This window comes from Micromonospora sp. WMMA2032 (genome assembly GCF_002688545.1).
In the GTDB taxonomy this organism is placed as follows: Bacteria; Actinomycetota; Actinomycetes; order Mycobacteriales; family Micromonosporaceae; genus Micromonospora; species Micromonospora sediminicola.
Genome location: NZ_CP024052.1, coordinates 1,718,433 through 1,733,725, shown reverse-complemented (window position 1 = coordinate 1,733,725; position 15,293 = coordinate 1,718,433). Strand labels below are relative to the sequence as shown.

Here is a 15,293-nt window from a genome sequence, read left to right as displayed (position 1 = left end):
CCGTCAGAGCCGCAGGTCCCGCCGGGCATAGGCCCAGCTTCCCGCTGACATCACGGCGACGGCACCGGTGACCATGACGCCGGCTGCCGTCCAGTTCGGTGCCGTGGCCGGCACGGCGGCGAGGTGCGCGTACGGGGACAGCGAGCCGACCCAGGCCGGGGCGTGGACGCTGTCGACCGTCGCCGTGAGCAGGAACCCACCCGCGGTGGGCAGCATGCCGATCGTCGCCACCGCCCGCGGCGCCAGTCCGACCGCGAGGGTGGCGGCCGCGGCGCTCAGCAGCGCCACCGGCAGGACGTTGACGGTGCCGGCCAGCGCGGCGGTGAGCGGTAGTCCGGCGCCGACGGTCGTCGTACCGGCCCAGGTGGCGACGGCGGCCACGGCCACGAGGACGGCGGTGCCGGCGACGGTGGCGACGACCTCGACGGTCAGCAGGCGGACGCGGCTGACCGGTCCGGCGTGCAGCAGGGTCAACCGTTCCGTGTTCTCGGCGGCGGCGAACGCGGTCAGGCGGGCGGTGGCGAAGGCGCCGACCGGAACGGCGAGCAGCGCGAAGAGGGTGGCGGTGTATCCCTCGACGGTGCCGAGACCGGCGAAGCCGGCCTGGGCGGCGAGGTCGGCGAACCGAGGATTGTCGGTGAGGAAGCCGGTGAGCGACTCGGCCAGCAGGCCGATCAGCAGGAAGTAGACGCCGATGCCCGTCGACCAACCCGTGAGAGGGCGTACCGCGCGCCGGACCGCGAAGGCGCCGACGGAGCCGAGCAGCCATCGTCGGGGCGCCCGACCCGCCGGCGGACGCAGCAGCCCGGCCCGGACGTCGCGCCTGCCGGCCAGGACCAGCGCGACGCAGGCCAGCGCCGCCGCGGTGACGGCGAGCGCCAGCAGGGGAGTCCAGCTGTCGTCATGGTAGGGGCGGCTCAGGGCGAGCGGCCCGTACGGGGGCAGCCACCGCAGCCCGGCCAGCGCGGACACGCCGTCGCCGACCATGCGGGCCAGCAGCCCGACACCGAGGAAGGCCAGGGTGGCGCCGGTGGCGCCGGCGCGGGTGGGGAAGATCTGCGCGGCGCAGGCCGCCGCCGCGACCGCGGTCAGTCCGGCCAGGGCGAGTCCGGTGGCGTGCAGCAGCGCCCCGCCCGTCGGCGTCCCGAAGGCCGTGAGCGCCCCGGCGAGCAGGAGCCCGGTCGACGCCATCGCCAGGGTGAGCACGGCGAGGTGCCGGCCCAACAGGGCCGCCGGGGTCAGCCGGCCGGCCAGCAGCAGGTCCCAGCGGCCGGCCTCCTCCTCGCCCCGGGTCAGCCGGGTCGTCGCCAGCGCACCCCAGGTGGTGAGCAGGACGGTGAGGACGGTGCCGGTGCGCCAGACGGCGAACCCGCCGGCGGTGTCCAGGGCGACGGGTTCACCGAACAGGGTGCGGACGGCCGGGTTTCCGGCGAGCGCGGCCAGCGCCTGCGCCGCCGCGGGGTCGCCCACGGTGCGGGCGTAGGTGGCGACGACGAGGGCGGACACGCCGACGGTCACCGCGGCGACGACCAGCGCCGGGCGGCGCACCTGACGGGCCGCGAGGCGGGTGACCGCGCGGCCCGGCGCGGTGGGCGCGGCGGCGCTCACCGGTCGGCCTGTCCGTAGTAGTCGAGGAAGATCTCCTCCAGGCTGGGTTCGCGTACGGTGAGGGCGGTGACCTCAGCGGCGGCGAGCACGCGCAGCGCCGCACCGGGCGGGCCGGCCAGGGTGAAGCGCAGCGTCCCGTCCGACTGGTCGAGCAGGTCGACGCCGGGCACGCCCGCCAGGTCGGGTGCGGGGCCGGTGAACCGGGCGGTGACCTCGCTGCGGTGCAGCCGCCGCAGCTCGGGCACGGTCGCGACGTCGACGAGCCGGCCGGCCCGCAGGATCCCCACCCGGTCGCAGACCGCCTCCACCTCGGCGAGCTGGTGGGAGCAGAGGAACACGGTCTGTCCCTTGTCGCGCGCCTCGGCGACGGCACGGCGGAACTGCAGTTCCATCAGCGGGTCCAGTCCGCTGGTGGGTTCGTCGAGCACCAGCAGGGGAGCGCGGGTGGCGAACGCGGCCACCAGCGCCACCTTCTGCCGGTTGCCGGTGGAGTAGGTCCGGGCCGGCCGGGACAGGTCGAGGTCGAAGCGGGCGACGAGATCGGCGCGGTATGCGACGTCGACGCCCGGGCCGGTGGCGGCGAGCAGGTCCAGCAGTTCCGCGCCGGTGAGCTGCGGCCACAGCGAGACGTCGGCGGGCACGTACGCCAGCAGTCGGTGCGCGGCGGCCACGTCGCCGGCGTCGACGTCGAAGATCCGGGCCCGGCCGGCGGTGGGTCGGGCCAGGCCGAGCAGCAACCGGATGGTGGTGGACTTGCCGGCGCCGTTGGGGCCGAGGAACCCGAACACCTCACCGGCGTCGACGGTCAGGTCCAGCCCGTCCAGGGCGAGGAGCCGGCCGTAGCGTTTGGTGAGCTGGTCGGTGCGGATGGCAGGTGCGGTCATCAGGGGCCTTCCGGTCGACGACGATCACGAACGCCGACCAGGCTTCCCGGCACACCAGCGGCCACCGTACCCACGATCCGGTGACCGGGGAAGGGCTGCCCGTCATCGATCCGACGCAGACGGCCTACTCGCTGGCGGCGAACCGTTCCACGCTGTCGATCGGCCCGACGATGAGGATCAGGTCGCCGTAGGCGAGCACCGTGTCCGGGGTGGCGTGGCTGAACTCCGCGCTCACGCCGGGCGGCGGAGCCTGCGGCTTGACCGCGACCACGGTGACGCCCCAGCGACTGCGGAGCCGGCATTCGCGTAGCGGCACGCCCACGACGTCGCGCGGCGGGGTGGTCTTGACCACGGCGAAGTCGGCGTCGACCTCGACATAGTCGAGGATCCGGCCGGAGAGCAGATGGGCCACCCGCTCGCCCATGTCGTGCTCGGGCGCGACGACCCGGTGGGCGCCGACTCGGGTGAGGATGTGCCGGTGCTGGTCGCTGACCGCCTTGGCCCAGATGTCGGGGACACCGATCTCGGACAGCAGGCTGGTGGTGAGGATGCTCGCCTGGATGTCGGTGCCGATGGCCACGACGGCGCGCCGGAACTCCCCGACGCCGAGTTGTCGCAGCGCCTCGATGTCGGTGGAGTCGGCCGTGACCACGTGCGGGAGGTGGCCGGACAGAGCCTGGACCACCTTCGGCCGGTGGTCGATGCCGAGGACCTCGGTGCCGCGGCTGATCAGCTCCAGGGCCAGCGCGGAGCCGAACCGGCCCAGGCCGATGACCACCACGGGTTCGTTGAGGTCAGCCAACGATCGTCCTCTCCTCGGGCAGTTCGAAACGTCGGGTCCGCTCCCGCAGTGCGAGCGCGGAGGCAAGGGTCAACGGCCCGATCCGGCCGGCGAACATCAGGACGATCAGCAGCAGGTCCGCCTGCGGTGGCAGGCTGCCGGTGATCCCGGTGGACAGCCCGACGGTGGCGAATGCCGACACCGCTTCGAACAGTGCCCGGTCCAGTCCGTGCGGAGTGATCACCACCAGGGTGAACGTGGCGGCGGCCACCGCGCCGACACTCAGCAACGCCACCGCGAGCGCCTGCCGTTGGTTGCTCGCCGGGATGCGCCGGTTCCCGACGTGGACGTGGGTCTCGCCGCGCATCTCCGACCAGAGCACGAACGCGAGCAGCCCGAACGTGGTGACCTTGATCCCGCCGGCGGTGCCGGCGCTGCCGCCGCCGATGAACATCAGCACGTCACTGGCGAGCAGGCTCTCCGGACGCATCGCGCCGATGTCCAGGCTGTTGAAACCGGCCGTGCGGGTCATCGTCGAGGCGAAGAACCCGGCCAGCAGTTTCTCCGGACCGCCGAGCGGGCCCAACGTGGCGGGGTTCGTGAACTCCGCCAAGGTCAGCACGACGGTGCCCAGCACCAGCAGGGCAGCCGTGAGGGTGACGGTCAGGCGGGTCATCACCGACCACGCCGCGGGCCGGCGCCAGCACCGGGCGAGCTCGAACACCACCGGGAAACCCAGGCCGCCGAGGATCACCGCCCCGGAGATCGTCAGCGTGATCCAGGGGTCGGTGACATAGCCGACGAGGCTGTCGGCGTTGGTGGAGAAGCCGGCGTTGTTGAACGCCGACACCGCGTGGAACACGCCGTGATACGCAGCCGCCCCGACCGCTTCGCCGTGCCCGAGGGCGAACCGTAGCGTCAACACCACTGCCACGACTGTCTCGGCGGCGAGGCTGAACAGCACGATGCGCCGCACCACCCCCCGTACGTCGGTGAGGTCCAGGCTCTTCGTCTCCGCCTGCGCGAGGAACCGGGCCCGTAACCCCAGCCGGCGCGACACGAGCACGGTGAACAATGTGGCCAGCGTCATGATGCCCAGGCCACCGGCCTGGATCAGCAGCAGGATGACCACCTGCCCGAACAGCGACCAGTAGCTGCCGGTGTCCACGGTCGCCAGGCCGGTGACGCACACCGCCGAGGTCGCCGTGAACAGCGCGTCGACCAGCGGCGCTCGCCGGCCCGACGCGGTGGCCACCGGCAGCGACAGCAGACCGGTGCCCAGCGCGATGGCCGCGCCGAACCCGACGGAGATCACCTGGGCCGGATGTCGAAAACGGGCGCTCCGGCGCTGCCAGACGGGCCGTCGAGCGGTCAGCGCCACGGTGGGCCCGCCCGCCCCGGTCCTGTCGCCGGGTTCGTCCGCTCCACCTGTCCTGCCCGCGTCACGCCTGGATCCTGTCATGCCGGCGGCGGTGGCGATCATCAGCGTCGGCCCCGGGGTGACGTGCGAAGGCGGCCCGGGCGCGGGCCCGTTATGATCGGCCGGATCCGTGGAGCGCCGGGAAGTCTGGTCGGCACCCTGCTTCGCCGTGCCCGCCGGAGGTCCCCGTGCTGCTGCTCTGCTTCGCCGCCGTCCTGCTCGCCGCCGTGCTGGTGTCGGCGCTGGCCAAGCGGACGATCCTGTCGACCGCCGCGCTGTTCCTGGTCGCCGGCTTCGCCCTCGGCGAGGGCACCACCGGAGTGCTGCACCTGCAGGCGGACTCGCCGATCGTGGCGCAGCTGGCGGAGCTGGCGCTGTTCGCGGTGCTGTTCACCGACGGGATGCGCGTGGGCTGGGCGGACCTGCGCAGCGCGTGGCGGCTGCCCGGCCGGGCGTTGGGCTGGGGCCTGCCGCTGACCCTGCTGGTCACCGCCGTGCTGGCGCACTACGTGGCCGGCCTGGACTGGCCCGAGGCGCTGCTGATCGGCGCGATCCTGGCACCGACCGATCCGGTGTTCGCCGCCGCGCTGGTCGGCAACGACAAGGTGCCGGCCCGGCTGCGGCACCTGCTCAACGTGGAATCGGGCGTGAACGACGGGCTGGCGCTGCCGTTCGTGGTGGTGCTGCTGGCCGTCGCCGCCGGCTCGGACGACCTGCACCTGGGGGAGCTGTCGACCGAACTGGCCGTCGGCCTGGCGATCGGCGTGCTGGTGCCGCTGCTCGCGATCGCGCTGGAGCGGACCCGGTTCTTCGCCGCGTCGGCGGCGTACGCGCCGCTGAACGGGGTGGCGATCGGGTTGCTGGTGCTGGCGCTGGGCAAGGCCACCCACGGCAACCTGTTCCTGGCCGCGTTCGCCGCCGGTATCACGGTGGCGACGTTCGGGCCGCGGGAGCGCGCCGCGTTCGAGCACTTCGGGGAAAATGTCGCGGAGCTGCTGAAACTGGCCGCGCTGCTGGTGTTCGGGGCCCTGATCTCCCCCGGGTTCCTCGGCGAGATCCCCTGGACGGGCTGGGTGTTCGCGCTGCTGGCGATCGTGGTGGCCCGGCCGCTCGCGCTGTGGGTGTCGTTCCTGCGTTCCGGGTTGAGCCTGCGCGAGCAGGCCGCGGCGATGTGGTTCGGCCCGAAGGGCTTCGCCTCGGTGGTCTACGGGCTGCTCGTGCTGGAGGCCGGCATCGGCGCCGCGGACGAGGTGTTCCACCTCGTCGCGTTGACCATCGTCATCTCCATCCTGGCCCACTCCTCGACCGACGTGGTGATCGCCCGGGCGTTCGACGACAGCGCCGAGACGCCGAACTGGCACGGTGTGCTGCGCCGGATCCGCCGCGCCCGCCGGGTCCGCCGCGCCGACGCCGCTCCGCGGCACCGGGTCGTGGTCGGCGCGGACGCGGCGGACACCGACCGGACCGGGCGGGACGACAGCGCGACGACGGACCCTCAGGCGAGGGCGAAGTAGCGCAACCACAGGTACGGCACGGCGAGCCCGACGGTGACCACGGTGACCACCAGGCCGTACCGGGTGAACTGCCAGAAGCTGATCCGCTGCCCGGCCCGTTCGGCGAGCCCGAGGACCACCACGTTGGCGGAGGCGCCGACGGCGGTGGCGTTGCCGCCCAGGTCGGCGCCGAGGGCGAGGGCCCACCACAGGACGCGGGACTGCCCGGCGTCGCCCTGGGCGTGGACCAGGTCGGCGACGACCGGACTCATGGTGGCGACGTACGGGATGTTGTCGACGAGCGCCGACAGCGCGGCGGAGCCCCACAGCAGGACCATCGAGGCGGGTAGCAGGCGACCGTCGGTGACGTCGATCGCGGCGCGGGAGATCTGCTCGACCACGCCGGTGTTCACCAGCGCCCCCACCATGATGAACAGACCGGCGAAGAAGACCAGCGTGGGCCATTCGACGTCACGGCTGATCTCGCCGGCGTCGAGGCGGGAGAGCGCGAGCAGCAGCAGGCCGCCGAGCAGCGCCACCACCGCCGGCTCCAGGTGCAGGGTGGTGTGCAGCACGAACGCGGCGGTGACCGCGCCGAGCACGGCCAGGCCGAGGACGAGCAGCCGCCGGTCCCGGATGGCATCGCCCTCGTGCAGGGCGGCGATCTGGGCGGCCCGCTCCGGGTCGTACCGGAACGCGTCGCGGAACAGCACCCGGCACAGGCCCAGGAACACCACCATCAGCAGGGCCACGAACGGGGCCAGGTGGATGAGGAAGTCGTTGTAGCTCAGGCCGCCCCGGCTGCCGATGATGATGTTCGGCGGGTCGCCGACCAGCGTCGACGTGCCGCCGATGTTCGAGGCCATCGCCTCGGCGATGAGGAACGGCACGGCCGGCACGCCGAGGCGCTCGCAGACCAGGAACGTCACCGGCGCGATCAGCAGGACGGTGGTGACGTTGTCCAGCGCCGCCGACGCCACCGCCGTGATCACCACCAGGATCACCAGCACCCGGTACGGGCGGCCTCGGGCCCGCTTCGACGCCCACACCGCCACGTACTCGAACCCGCCGGTGCGTTTCAGGACGGCGACGATGAGCATCATGCCGATCAGCAGGAAGATCACGTTCCAGTCGACGCCGGCGTCCTCGGAGAAGAACGCGTGCGCGGTGTCGGTCGCGCCGATCAGGAACATCACCGCCGCCCCGCCCAGCGCCGCGGCCACCCGGTGGATCTTCTCGGTGGCGATCAGCACGTACGCGACGGTGAAGACGGCCACCGCCGTCCAGGCAGTCGCGGTCATGCGGCGAGCATCCGGTCGAGCAGGGCGTCGAGTGTGATGCCGCCGATCATCGGCTCGCGGGGCGGTGCCACCGCGACCAGGGGGCTGCGCTTCTGGGCCATCACCGCGGCCACCTCCAGGACGGTGGCCTCCGGGCCGACGACAGGTGGCGCCAGCCGTTCCGGTGGCAGCAGGTCCGCGACCGACCGGCCCTCGGCTCCCCGCAGGAACATGTCGGCGGCCGGCTCGTCGATCATGCGGGCCAGGGTCGGGTCCTCCCGGCAGTAGCCGGGGATCACCAGTCGCAGCACCTGCGTGCCGGGCAGGACGGTCACCGGACGCCCGGCGGCGTCGACCACGATCAGGCCGGGCAGGTTGTGTCCGGCCAGGAGGCGGGCGGCCTCCAGGACCGAGGTGGCGACGGTGATGGTCGGGAAGGGAACGGCCAGGTCTCGGGCTCGCACGACAACTCCTGGGATTCGGTGGACGTGACGGTGGGTGGGCCGACCGGACGTCGGTGCTCCGATGATCATCCAGCCCGGGGGGTGCGGGAGCCTGGAGGCGCTCCGTGACCGGGTGGACGCTCAGACACCGGGCTCGCGACCGACGCTGCCGGCCCACTCCCGCCACCACTGGTCCTCGGTGGGCTCGCCGGCAGCCGCCACCAGGGCGGTGACGAGGCTCGCCGCGTCCGCGGAGGAGGCCACGCCCGCGGCGCGGACGAGGTCGCGGATCCGCTCGGTCCGTCCCCGGACCACCTGCCCGACCAGGTCGCGTCCGGCCTCGGTGAGGGTCAGCCAGGCCACCCGCCGGTCGGTGGTGCCCTGCCGCCGGGCCACCAGGTCGCGCCGGACCAGCCGGTCGCAGGCGCGGGTCGCGGTCGACGGGTGGACCCCGAGGACGGTGGCGAGGTCCACCGTCCGCAGCGGTCCGCGTGCGGCGAGCAGCACCAGCGTGCGGTACTGGGAGAGGGTCAGCTCCGTGTCGAGGCCGGCGAGCGTCCGCGCGGTGAAGCCCACCATCACCCGGCTCAGCGCGGCGAGTCGGGCGACGAGGGCCGACTCGGGGTCGGTCACCGGCGCCTCGGGCGGCACGTAGAGTTCCACCGCACAATGGTTGCATGGATACAGGAAAGGTGGCGGGGGTGGTCCTCGACCAGCGGGACGGATTCCGACGGCGCGCGATCGGGCGCTGGGAGCAGCTCAGCGCCGCCCCGCTGACCCTGCTGTCCGTGGTCTTCCTGGTGGCGTACGCGTGGCCCATCCTCGTGCCGCAGCTCTCCCGCCGGTGGGTGGTCGCCTGCGAGGCCACCGGTCTGACCATCTGGCTGCTCTTCTGGGTCGACCTGCTGGTGCGGTTCGCGCTCGCCGGTGACCGGCTGCGGTTCCTGCGTACCCACCTGTTCGACCTGACCGTGCTGGTGCTGCCGTTCCTGCGTCCGCTGCGGGCCCTCCGGCTGGTCACCGTCGTGCTGAACCTGACCCGGCGCACCACCGACTGGGCCCGTGGCCGCCTCGCCCTGTACGTCAGCGCCACGACCGTGCTGCTGGTGGTCGTGTCGGCGCTGGCGGTGCTCGACGCGGAACGGGCGGCGCCGGACGCCTCGATCACCTCGTTCACCGACGCCCTCTGGTGGGCCGCGGTGACGATCACGACGGTCGGGTACGGCGATCTCTTCCCGGTGACCACGGCGGGACGGCTGGTCGCGCTCGGCCTCATGGTCGGCGGGATCGGTCTGATCGGTTTCGTGACCGGGTCGCTCGCGACCTGGATCGTCGAGCGGGTCGCCGACCGGAACCGACCGGAGCCGGCCACGGCCGCCGACGTCGCCGCGCTGCGGGACGAGATCGCCGCGCTGCGGGCGAGGTTGGAATCGGGGTCCTCCGCCGCCGGGGTGCCTGATCGGCTCGCCGTCGATGACTGAGCCGGGGCGTTCCGCCGACTCCGGTCACCGGTCGTGGCTCGGACTGCCCGCGGCGTTGGCGCTCATCGCCGTCGTGCTGCTGGTCGACGTGGCGGCCGCCGCACACGCCGTACTCATCGGTTTCCTGGCCCTGGCCCCGCTGCTGGCCGCCGCCGTGGACACGCCGAGACGGACCGCCGTCGCGTCCGCCGCGGCGACGGCCGCCGCCGTCCTGGCCGGCCTGCCGAGCCAGACCCTGGGCAGCCTCGACCACGTCCTGCGGGTCGCGGTGGTCATCGCGGTCAGCGTCGCGGCACTGTACGTGGCCCGGGCCCGCACACTGCGCGAGGAGCGGATCCGGCGGATGAGCGAGATCGTGCGGGTCACCCAGAAGGCCATCCTGCGGGAGGTCCCACCCAGGATCGGCGACGTCGCGCTGGGCGCCCGGTACGTCTCCGCGCAGCGGGGTGCGGGGGTGGGCGGCGACCTCTACGAGGTCGTGCCGGGACCGGACCGGGTGCGCGTCATCATCGGCGACGTGTGCGGCAAGGGACTACCGGCGGTGCAGCTCGCCTCGGCGGTGATCGGCGCCTTCCGGCAGTCCGCGATCGTGCGTGACCGGCTGGAGGAGGTCGCCACGGATCTCGACGCCCTGGTCGCCCGGGAACCGCGGCCCGCCTACGGGGTCACCTTCGTCACGGCCGTGCTGCTGGAGGTCCGTGGGCCGGACCTGTGGGTGATGAGCTGCGGGCATCCCGTGCCGCTGCGGCACCACCCCGGGCGTACCCCCGTTCCGCTCCACGAGAACGAGCCGGACCGGCCGCTGGGGCTGGGGGGCCGACGTACCCCGCCGGCGCACCACAGCTGGGCGACCGGCGACCGCCTGCTGCTCTACACCGACGGGCTGATCGAGGCGCGCGACGAGGCCGGCCGGTTCTTCCCGCTGGGGCTGCTCGACCGTCCGCTGTCCGCCTCCTCCCTGCCGAAGGCGCTCGACGCGATCTGGCGCGCGGTGCGCACGCACGTCGGTGGTGAGCCCCGCGACGATCTCGCGCTGCTGCTGATCGAACGACTGCCGGATGACGATGCCGACGTCGGTCGGGGTCGGTGACGCTCCGGCCGGTCCGCCGAGGACGGCAGGTCAGACCGGGACATCCGTGCCGGTCGGGGCGGCCGAGGTCGGGGCGGGGGCGGCGGTCGGGGCCGCCGAGGTCGGAGCGGCCGGAGGGGCGGAAGCATCCGGGCCGGGCGGCGCCGGGGCGGAGGCGGACGGGCTCGTGGTCGAGTCGGCGGATCCGGTCGGGTTGGTCGTCGGCCCGGAGGTGGTGGCCGACGGCGACGACGGCGCCGACGGTGTGTTGCCTGCGATGGGCTTCCCGGTCGAGGGCGGCGGGCTCGCCGGAGTCTCGTCCACCGCGGGCCGCGGCGGCGGCGTCACGCGCCCGGTGGTGCCTGGCGCCGCCGGCTCGCCGGCAGTTGTACGCGGTGCGGCCGTGGTCGGCGCGCCCGACCGCGGCTTGTCGCCGCCCGCGATGGTGACCAGCGCGGCCGACCGGCGGCAGGGCACGCCGGCGAGCGTGAAGCCGTCCGGCCCGGACCGGGTCGGCTCGGTGTAGGTGCCGCGCAGCGGCACCCGGACCGGTGACGAGGCGTCCGACGGGAGGGGGAGCCGCACCAGCCGCCCCGACTGCCACCGGTCCATCGGCGCGCCCAGGCGTTGGCCGGGCGAGAGTCGGAAGAGCAGCACCGGCCGTCCGGTCGGCTGCCCCCCGGTCACCTCCACGGTGAGTTCCGCGCCGAACGTGCCGCCGGCACGTTCGGCGGAGTAGGTGACGGTGCAACCGAAGGCCGCGCTCGGCGTCGTCTCGGGCGCGCCGTAGGCGTCCTGCATCGAACCGGAGCCGGGAAGCTGGGCGACGAGTGCCGCGCCCGCCAGGACCGCCGGGAGGCCGCCGGCCAGCGCCGCGCGTCGCAGCCTCGTCCGCCGGCGCCTCCCCGGCGACTCGGGAGTCGTGGGCCGGGGGTCCGGGCGCGCACCGGCGGCCGGCCGCACCCGCACCGCGTCGGGGGCGCCGGCGATGGCGAGCGACCGCGCCACGGTGTCCGCGTCCGGCCGCTCGCGGGGATCGGGTACGAGGCAGCGACGACGCAGATCGTCGACGGCCTCGGGCACACCGTCGATCCGGAGCGTCGCCTCGTGCTCGTCGCGGCCGTGCCGGTCCGGCAGAGCGGGACGTCGTCCGGTGAGGCATTCGGTGAGCAGGAGGCCGAGGGCGTAGACGTCGCACGCGGGCACGGCCGGCTCGCCGCGTAGCTGCTCCGGTGCCATGTAGGAGGGCGTGCCGCGGATCTCACCGCGGCCGTCGACCGTGGCGGAGCCGACGGCGAGCGCCACACCGAGGTCGACCAGCTTCGCTGCCTCGGGCGCGAGCAGCACGTTGCCCGGCTTGACGTCGCGATGGACCAACCCCGCCTGGTGGATCGCGGCGAGCCCGGCCGCGACCTCCGCGCAGATTCGTCCGCCGTCGGGCCATCCGGGCGGACCGGTCCGGCGCAGCCGGTCGGCGAGCGTCTCGCCGTCGACGTACTGCAGCACCAGGAACGGCACCCGGCGCAGCCCTGACAGCCGGGCCTCACCGTAGTCGTAGACCGCCGCGACGTTCGGGTGCTCCAGCCGCGCGGCGGCTCGCGCCTCGTTCCGCACCGCCCCACGCCATCGGGGGTCCTCCGCCGGGCCGGGGGCGAGCAGTTTGACCGCGACCGTCCGGTCGAGCAACTGGTCGACCGCCTGCCAGACGACGGCCGAGCCGCCCCGGCCGACCTGTCGCTCCAGGCGGTAGCGTCCCGCCAACACCCGCATCGCGGACCTCCTTCCGTGGTCGCGCCGGCCGTCCCGCTCCGAACGCGGTGACAGTTCGGCCTCCTACCCGGCTCTCCAGCAGGAAAAACAGCCGCCCGTGCGGGTCGGACGGTCAGACCGCCAGGTGTCACGAAGGCGGGTGCGGATCGTCATGGACCTGTCGTATTGCCGGTTGAACACTCGGGGTAGGGCGTGAAGAACGCCTATCGAGAGGTGAGGAGACGCGTCATGACCTACCCGTGGTTCTTCCCGGAGGGACTGCCGTCGGCGTTCCACGACGGCCCGGCGGCGAACGACACCCGGTTGGCCTGCCAGGTGGTCGAGCAGATGAATCGTGACCCGCTGCTGCGCCACGAGCGCATCTGCGTGGAGGCGCAGAACCGGGTGGTCATCCTGGAGGGACGGGTCGGTTCGGCCGAAGCGCTGGCCCGTGCGCGCGCACTCGCCTGGGCCGTGTCCGGGGTGCAGGATGTCAACGTCCGGGTGTACGTGGTGTGACGCCGCAGGCGGGACAGGAGAAACGGATCATGGCAGTCGATCCCGTCGGTCGGGACCTGAAGGCGTTCCTCGCCGCCGATCCCGACGCTCCGGTGGTCATGCTCAACCTGCTGCGCTTCGCCGAGGGCGGGCGGGAGTCCTACGAGCGGTACGGCGCCGCCCTGTGGGAGACGTTCCTGCCCCGCTACGGCGGCGAGGTGCTCTACGCCGGCGACGGCGGGCCGGCGCTGGTGGCGGAGGAGGGGCAGGCGTGGGACGCGGTGCTGCTGGTGCGCTATCCGAGCCGGGCGGCGTTCAGCCGGATGGTCGCCGACCCTGACTACCAGGAGGTGACCCGGTGGCGGACCGCGGCACTGGAGGAGGCCGTACTGCAACCCACGGTCCCCTGGACCGAGGGGTGAGCCCGACCCAGCCGCGACGGCGGAGGCAGTTGGCGGCCCTGTCGACGGCGGTCCTGCTCGCCACCGGCTGCGCCGGCGAACCGGAGCACCCGCGGCCGTCACCGGAGCCGACCCCCACGGTCCGGCTGGGCACGGTCGCCCGAGCCGAGGTGGGCGCGCGTCTCACCGTGACGGCAACGGTCGATCGCGTCATCACCGGCACCGCCTTCGTGGTGCGCGACGTCGACTTCACCGACGGGACGCTGCTCGTGCTGTCCGTCGATCCGGTCAGCGCGGAACCGCCGCAACTGGTGACCGTGAGCGGCACCGTCGTCGATTTCTCCTACCGCGACCTGTCCGACCGCTACCGGCTCGGGCCCGCCGGCGCGTACCGGGACTTCGAGGGCGGTCGGGCGCTCGCCGCCGAGAAGGTGACCGGCTGGAACTGACGGTCAGTTGTCGAGTCGGTCACGCAGGTCGTCGACCTGCTGCTGGAGCCGCTCCACCGCGCCCTCGTTGTTGAGGAACGTGGTGATGCCCGCGCCGAGCGCCAGCCCGAGCAGCAGGGCGATCACACTGAGCACGAGCCCGCCGATCGCCACGCCGCGGCCGGTGACTCCCGGCCGGGCGGCCATCTTGAGGCCGACGATGCCCAGGACGATGCCGACGATGGCGAGGACCACGCCGATCCAGGCGAGGATGGCGGTGAGCACGCTGAACAGCGCGGACACGCCGAACACGAGCGCGAGCGCGGCGGCCGTGCTGGTCTTGGCCGCCGTACCGGCTCGGGCCCGGCGGGAGCGGGTCGAGGCGCCGGCCCCGCGGGCCGGTTCGCTGGACGCGGTCATGGCACTCCCCTCCGCCACGCCGTGTGGCGCCGGCCTGTGCCGGCCGCTTCCCCCGTCACCGTCGACTCATGCCTGCCTGCTCTCGGTCCTGCCGGCGATGTCGGGCAGGTGTTCCGGCAGCGCCACGGAACGCAGGTCGGCCAGCACATCGTCCAGGAGGCGGGTGATCCGCGGCTGGTCGCGTCCCGCCCGCCGGACGTCGTCGACCGCGACCGCGAGGAAACCGTCGAAGTCCTGCGCCCGCGCCCGTACCCGTGGTGTGCCGTCAGGGTCGTCGACGAGAAGCCGGTGACCCGGGCGGCCGGCCAGACGACGCAGCAGGTCGTGCATCTCCTGGACGCTGCGGACCGCGGTGGTGGTGTCGTTGATCCCGGGTGACAGGGCCCGCTCGGCGATGTCGGTCAGCTGCCGGAACCCGAACCCGACGTCCTGACCCAGGGTCCGTTCCACGCCGAGGCTCACCGCGACGCACGCCCGCGCCTCCGGCACGGTCGCCGGGAGCGGTCCGCCGGGCATCGGATGGACCGCGATCAGCGGTTGCCCGGCCACCACGAAGTCGCCCGGCGCGGGCAGGACCGACAGGGCGCAGTCGTGTTCGCGGGCCAGCGCGGCGAGCCGGCCGAGGTCGACGTGCTGGATCATGCCGGGCTGCGCCGCGGTGATCACCTGCACCGGCGGGGTCAGCGGCGCGACGGGCCCGGCGGCCGGGCCGACCGGATACTGCTCCTCGATCACCCGGCGGGTCTGGGCGCCGACCGCGGCGATGATGTGTGAGACCCGCATGACGGTGGTGACGTGGTGCAGGTAGTAGACGAACAACCCGCTGCTGGCGAGCACGAGGGTCATCGTCACGGCGAGCGAGAGTTCCGGCAGCCGGGCGTCGGAGCCGGCCGGCAGTGCCGCCAGCACCACCATGGCGAACAGCGCGGTCGCCAGGAAGGTGCCGAGAGCTGCCTGCGTGATCCGGTCCTGCAGGAAGGTCCGCAGCACACGGGGGGAGTACTGGCTGCTGGCGAGCTGGACGGCCACCACGGTGATGGAGAAGACCAGCGCGGTGAACGAGATCATCGCGGTGATGATCGACGACAGCAGCGACCGGGCGCCGGCCACGCTGCTGGGCAGGAACCCGCCGGTCGGCAGGCCCAGCCGCAGTTCGGCCACCGACAGGCCGAGGGCCAGCAGCACGGCTCCGGCGGCGAACGCCGCCGGCACCAGCCAGAACCCCGACCACGCCGCCGCCAGGCGGGACCGGAGGGTACGCGGAGTGCCGCTCATTCCCCCGTAGTCCCCGGTACGCGCCTTTTGCATACCTGCCGGCGGGTCTGTTTACCTGGAGGG

Annotated in this window: 16 protein-coding genes; 6 read left to right on the top strand and 10 right to left on the bottom strand. The window is 73.7% G+C overall.

All coding sequences use genetic code 11. The features are described from left to right. Positions 1–3: 3 nt before the first annotated feature. The 4 genes from CO540_RS07390 to CO540_RS07375 form a co-directional block, all read right to left on the bottom strand. Positions 4–1,608, bottom strand: a complete 1,605-nt coding sequence (locus CO540_RS07390) for a polyketide antibiotic transporter (RefSeq protein WP_099161461.1) — start codon at positions 1,606–1,608, stop codon at positions 4–6. Then, positions 1,605–2,492 (bottom strand): ABC transporter ATP-binding protein, encoded by an 888-nt coding sequence (locus CO540_RS07385; RefSeq protein ID WP_099161460.1) that lies wholly within the window; start codon positions 2,490–2,492, stop codon positions 1,605–1,607. Before CO540_RS07385 ends, CO540_RS07390 begins: the two co-directional genes overlap by 4 nt. A gap of 124 nt (positions 2,493–2,616) precedes the next feature. Continuing rightward, entirely contained in the window at positions 2,617–3,294 is a 678-nt protein-coding gene (locus CO540_RS07380) for a TrkA family potassium uptake protein (protein WP_172967805.1), read from the bottom strand. Then, positions 3,287–4,648 (bottom strand): TrkH family potassium uptake protein, encoded by a 1,362-nt coding sequence (locus CO540_RS07375; RefSeq protein ID WP_371682292.1) that lies wholly within the window; start codon positions 4,646–4,648, stop codon positions 3,287–3,289. The genes CO540_RS07380 and CO540_RS07375 overlap by 8 nt, the downstream gene beginning before the upstream one ends. A gap of 233 nt (positions 4,649–4,881) precedes the next feature. Here CO540_RS07375 and CO540_RS07370 point away from each other — a divergent pair, with 233 nt between their 5' ends. Next, positions 4,882–6,207: a sodium:proton antiporter gene (locus tag CO540_RS07370; RefSeq protein WP_253866533.1), complete on the top strand. Its 1,326-nt coding sequence runs from the start codon at positions 4,882–4,884 to the stop codon at positions 6,205–6,207. Here the strand turns inward: CO540_RS07370 and CO540_RS07365 are convergent. From CO540_RS07365 to CO540_RS07355, 3 genes are all read right to left on the bottom strand, one after another. Continuing rightward, a complete protein-coding gene (locus CO540_RS07365) occupies positions 6,189–7,487 on the bottom strand; it encodes an ArsB/NhaD family transporter (RefSeq protein ID WP_099161458.1) in 1,299 nt (432 codons plus the stop codon). The genes CO540_RS07370 and CO540_RS07365 overlap by 19 nt on opposite strands. Beyond that, a complete protein-coding gene (locus CO540_RS07360; protein ID WP_091573785.1) occupies positions 7,484–7,930 on the bottom strand; it encodes a CBS domain-containing protein in 447 nt (148 codons plus the stop codon). Before CO540_RS07360 ends, CO540_RS07365 begins: the two co-directional genes overlap by 4 nt. A gap of 120 nt (positions 7,931–8,050) precedes the next feature. After that, positions 8,051–8,572: a MarR family winged helix-turn-helix transcriptional regulator gene (locus tag CO540_RS07355; RefSeq protein ID WP_099161457.1), complete on the bottom strand. Its 522-nt coding sequence runs from the start codon at positions 8,570–8,572 to the stop codon at positions 8,051–8,053. A gap of 14 nt (positions 8,573–8,586) precedes the next feature. On the opposite strand from CO540_RS07355, the gene CO540_RS07350 reads away from it, so the two are divergent. Continuing rightward, positions 8,587–9,390, top strand: a complete 804-nt coding sequence (locus CO540_RS07350) for a potassium channel family protein (protein WP_098746563.1) — start codon at positions 8,587–8,589, stop codon at positions 9,388–9,390. Then, entirely contained in the window at positions 9,383–10,480 is a 1,098-nt protein-coding gene (locus CO540_RS07345; protein ID WP_099161456.1) for a PP2C family protein-serine/threonine phosphatase, read from the top strand. Before CO540_RS07350 ends, CO540_RS07345 begins: the two co-directional genes overlap by 8 nt. A gap of 30 nt (positions 10,481–10,510) precedes the next feature. Here the strand turns inward: CO540_RS07345 and CO540_RS31180 are convergent, their stop codons facing one another. Then, entirely contained in the window at positions 10,511–12,229 is a 1,719-nt protein-coding gene (locus CO540_RS31180) for a serine/threonine-protein kinase (RefSeq protein ID WP_099161455.1), read from the bottom strand. A gap of 228 nt (positions 12,230–12,457) precedes the next feature. On the opposite strand from CO540_RS31180, the gene CO540_RS07335 reads away from it, so the two are divergent. Genes CO540_RS07335 through CO540_RS07325 form a run of 3 tightly spaced genes read left to right on the top strand, consistent with a single transcriptional unit; the run spans position 12,458 to position 13,556 of the window. Then, on the top strand, positions 12,458–12,727 hold the full coding sequence (locus CO540_RS07335; RefSeq protein WP_099161454.1) for a BON domain-containing protein: 270 nt from the start codon (positions 12,458–12,460) through the stop codon (positions 12,725–12,727). Positions 12,728–12,756: 29 nt separating this feature from the next. Next, positions 12,757–13,128: a DUF1330 domain-containing protein gene (locus tag CO540_RS07330; RefSeq protein ID WP_099164645.1), complete on the top strand. Its 372-nt coding sequence runs from the start codon at positions 12,757–12,759 to the stop codon at positions 13,126–13,128. Then, entirely contained in the window at positions 13,125–13,556 is a 432-nt protein-coding gene (locus CO540_RS07325) for a hypothetical protein (protein ID WP_157779077.1), read from the top strand. The genes CO540_RS07330 and CO540_RS07325 overlap by 4 nt, the downstream gene beginning before the upstream one ends. Before the next feature lie 3 nt (positions 13,557–13,559). Here CO540_RS07325 and CO540_RS07320 read toward each other — a convergent pair whose 3' ends face one another. Both CO540_RS07320 and CO540_RS07315 read right to left on the bottom strand, forming a co-directional pair. Further along, the gene (locus CO540_RS07320; RefSeq protein WP_099161452.1) at positions 13,560–13,955 is read right to left on the bottom strand and encodes a DUF4190 domain-containing protein; all 396 of its coding nucleotides are present in this window, start codon (positions 13,953–13,955) and stop codon (positions 13,560–13,562) included. Between the two features lie 66 nt (positions 13,956–14,021). Continuing rightward, entirely contained in the window at positions 14,022–15,230 is a 1,209-nt protein-coding gene (locus CO540_RS07315) for a DUF2254 domain-containing protein (RefSeq protein WP_157779076.1), read from the bottom strand. Positions 15,231–15,293: the final 63 nt, after the last annotated feature.

What these genes read in the sequence shown, in the direction of transcription:
- CO540_RS07385 (WP_099161460.1), bottom strand. Translation starts at nt 2,492, where the DNA reads ATGACCGCACCTGCCATCCGCACCGACCAGCTCACCAAACGCTACGGC.
- CO540_RS07365 (WP_099161458.1), bottom strand. Translation starts at nt 7,487, where the DNA reads ATGACCGCGACTGCCTGGACGGCGGTGGCCGTCTTCACCGTCGCGTAC.
- CO540_RS07350 (WP_098746563.1), top strand. Translation starts at nt 8,587, where the DNA reads ATGGATACAGGAAAGGTGGCGGGGGTGGTCCTCGACCAGCGGGACGGA.
- CO540_RS07345 (WP_099161456.1), top strand. Translation starts at nt 9,383, where the DNA reads ATGACTGAGCCGGGGCGTTCCGCCGACTCCGGTCACCGGTCGTGGCTC.
- CO540_RS31180 (WP_099161455.1), bottom strand. Translation starts at nt 12,229, where the DNA reads ATGCGGGTGTTGGCGGGACGCTACCGCCTGGAGCGACAGGTCGGCCGG.
- CO540_RS07335 (WP_099161454.1), top strand. Translation starts at nt 12,458, where the DNA reads ATGACCTACCCGTGGTTCTTCCCGGAGGGACTGCCGTCGGCGTTCCAC.
- CO540_RS07330 (WP_099164645.1), top strand. Translation starts at nt 12,757, where the DNA reads ATGGCAGTCGATCCCGTCGGTCGGGACCTGAAGGCGTTCCTCGCCGCC.
- CO540_RS07320 (WP_099161452.1), bottom strand. Translation starts at nt 13,955, where the DNA reads ATGACCGCGTCCAGCGAACCGGCCCGCGGGGCCGGCGCCTCGACCCGC.
- CO540_RS07315 (WP_157779076.1), bottom strand. Translation starts at nt 15,230, where the DNA reads ATGAGCGGCACTCCGCGTACCCTCCGGTCCCGCCTGGCGGCGGCGTGG.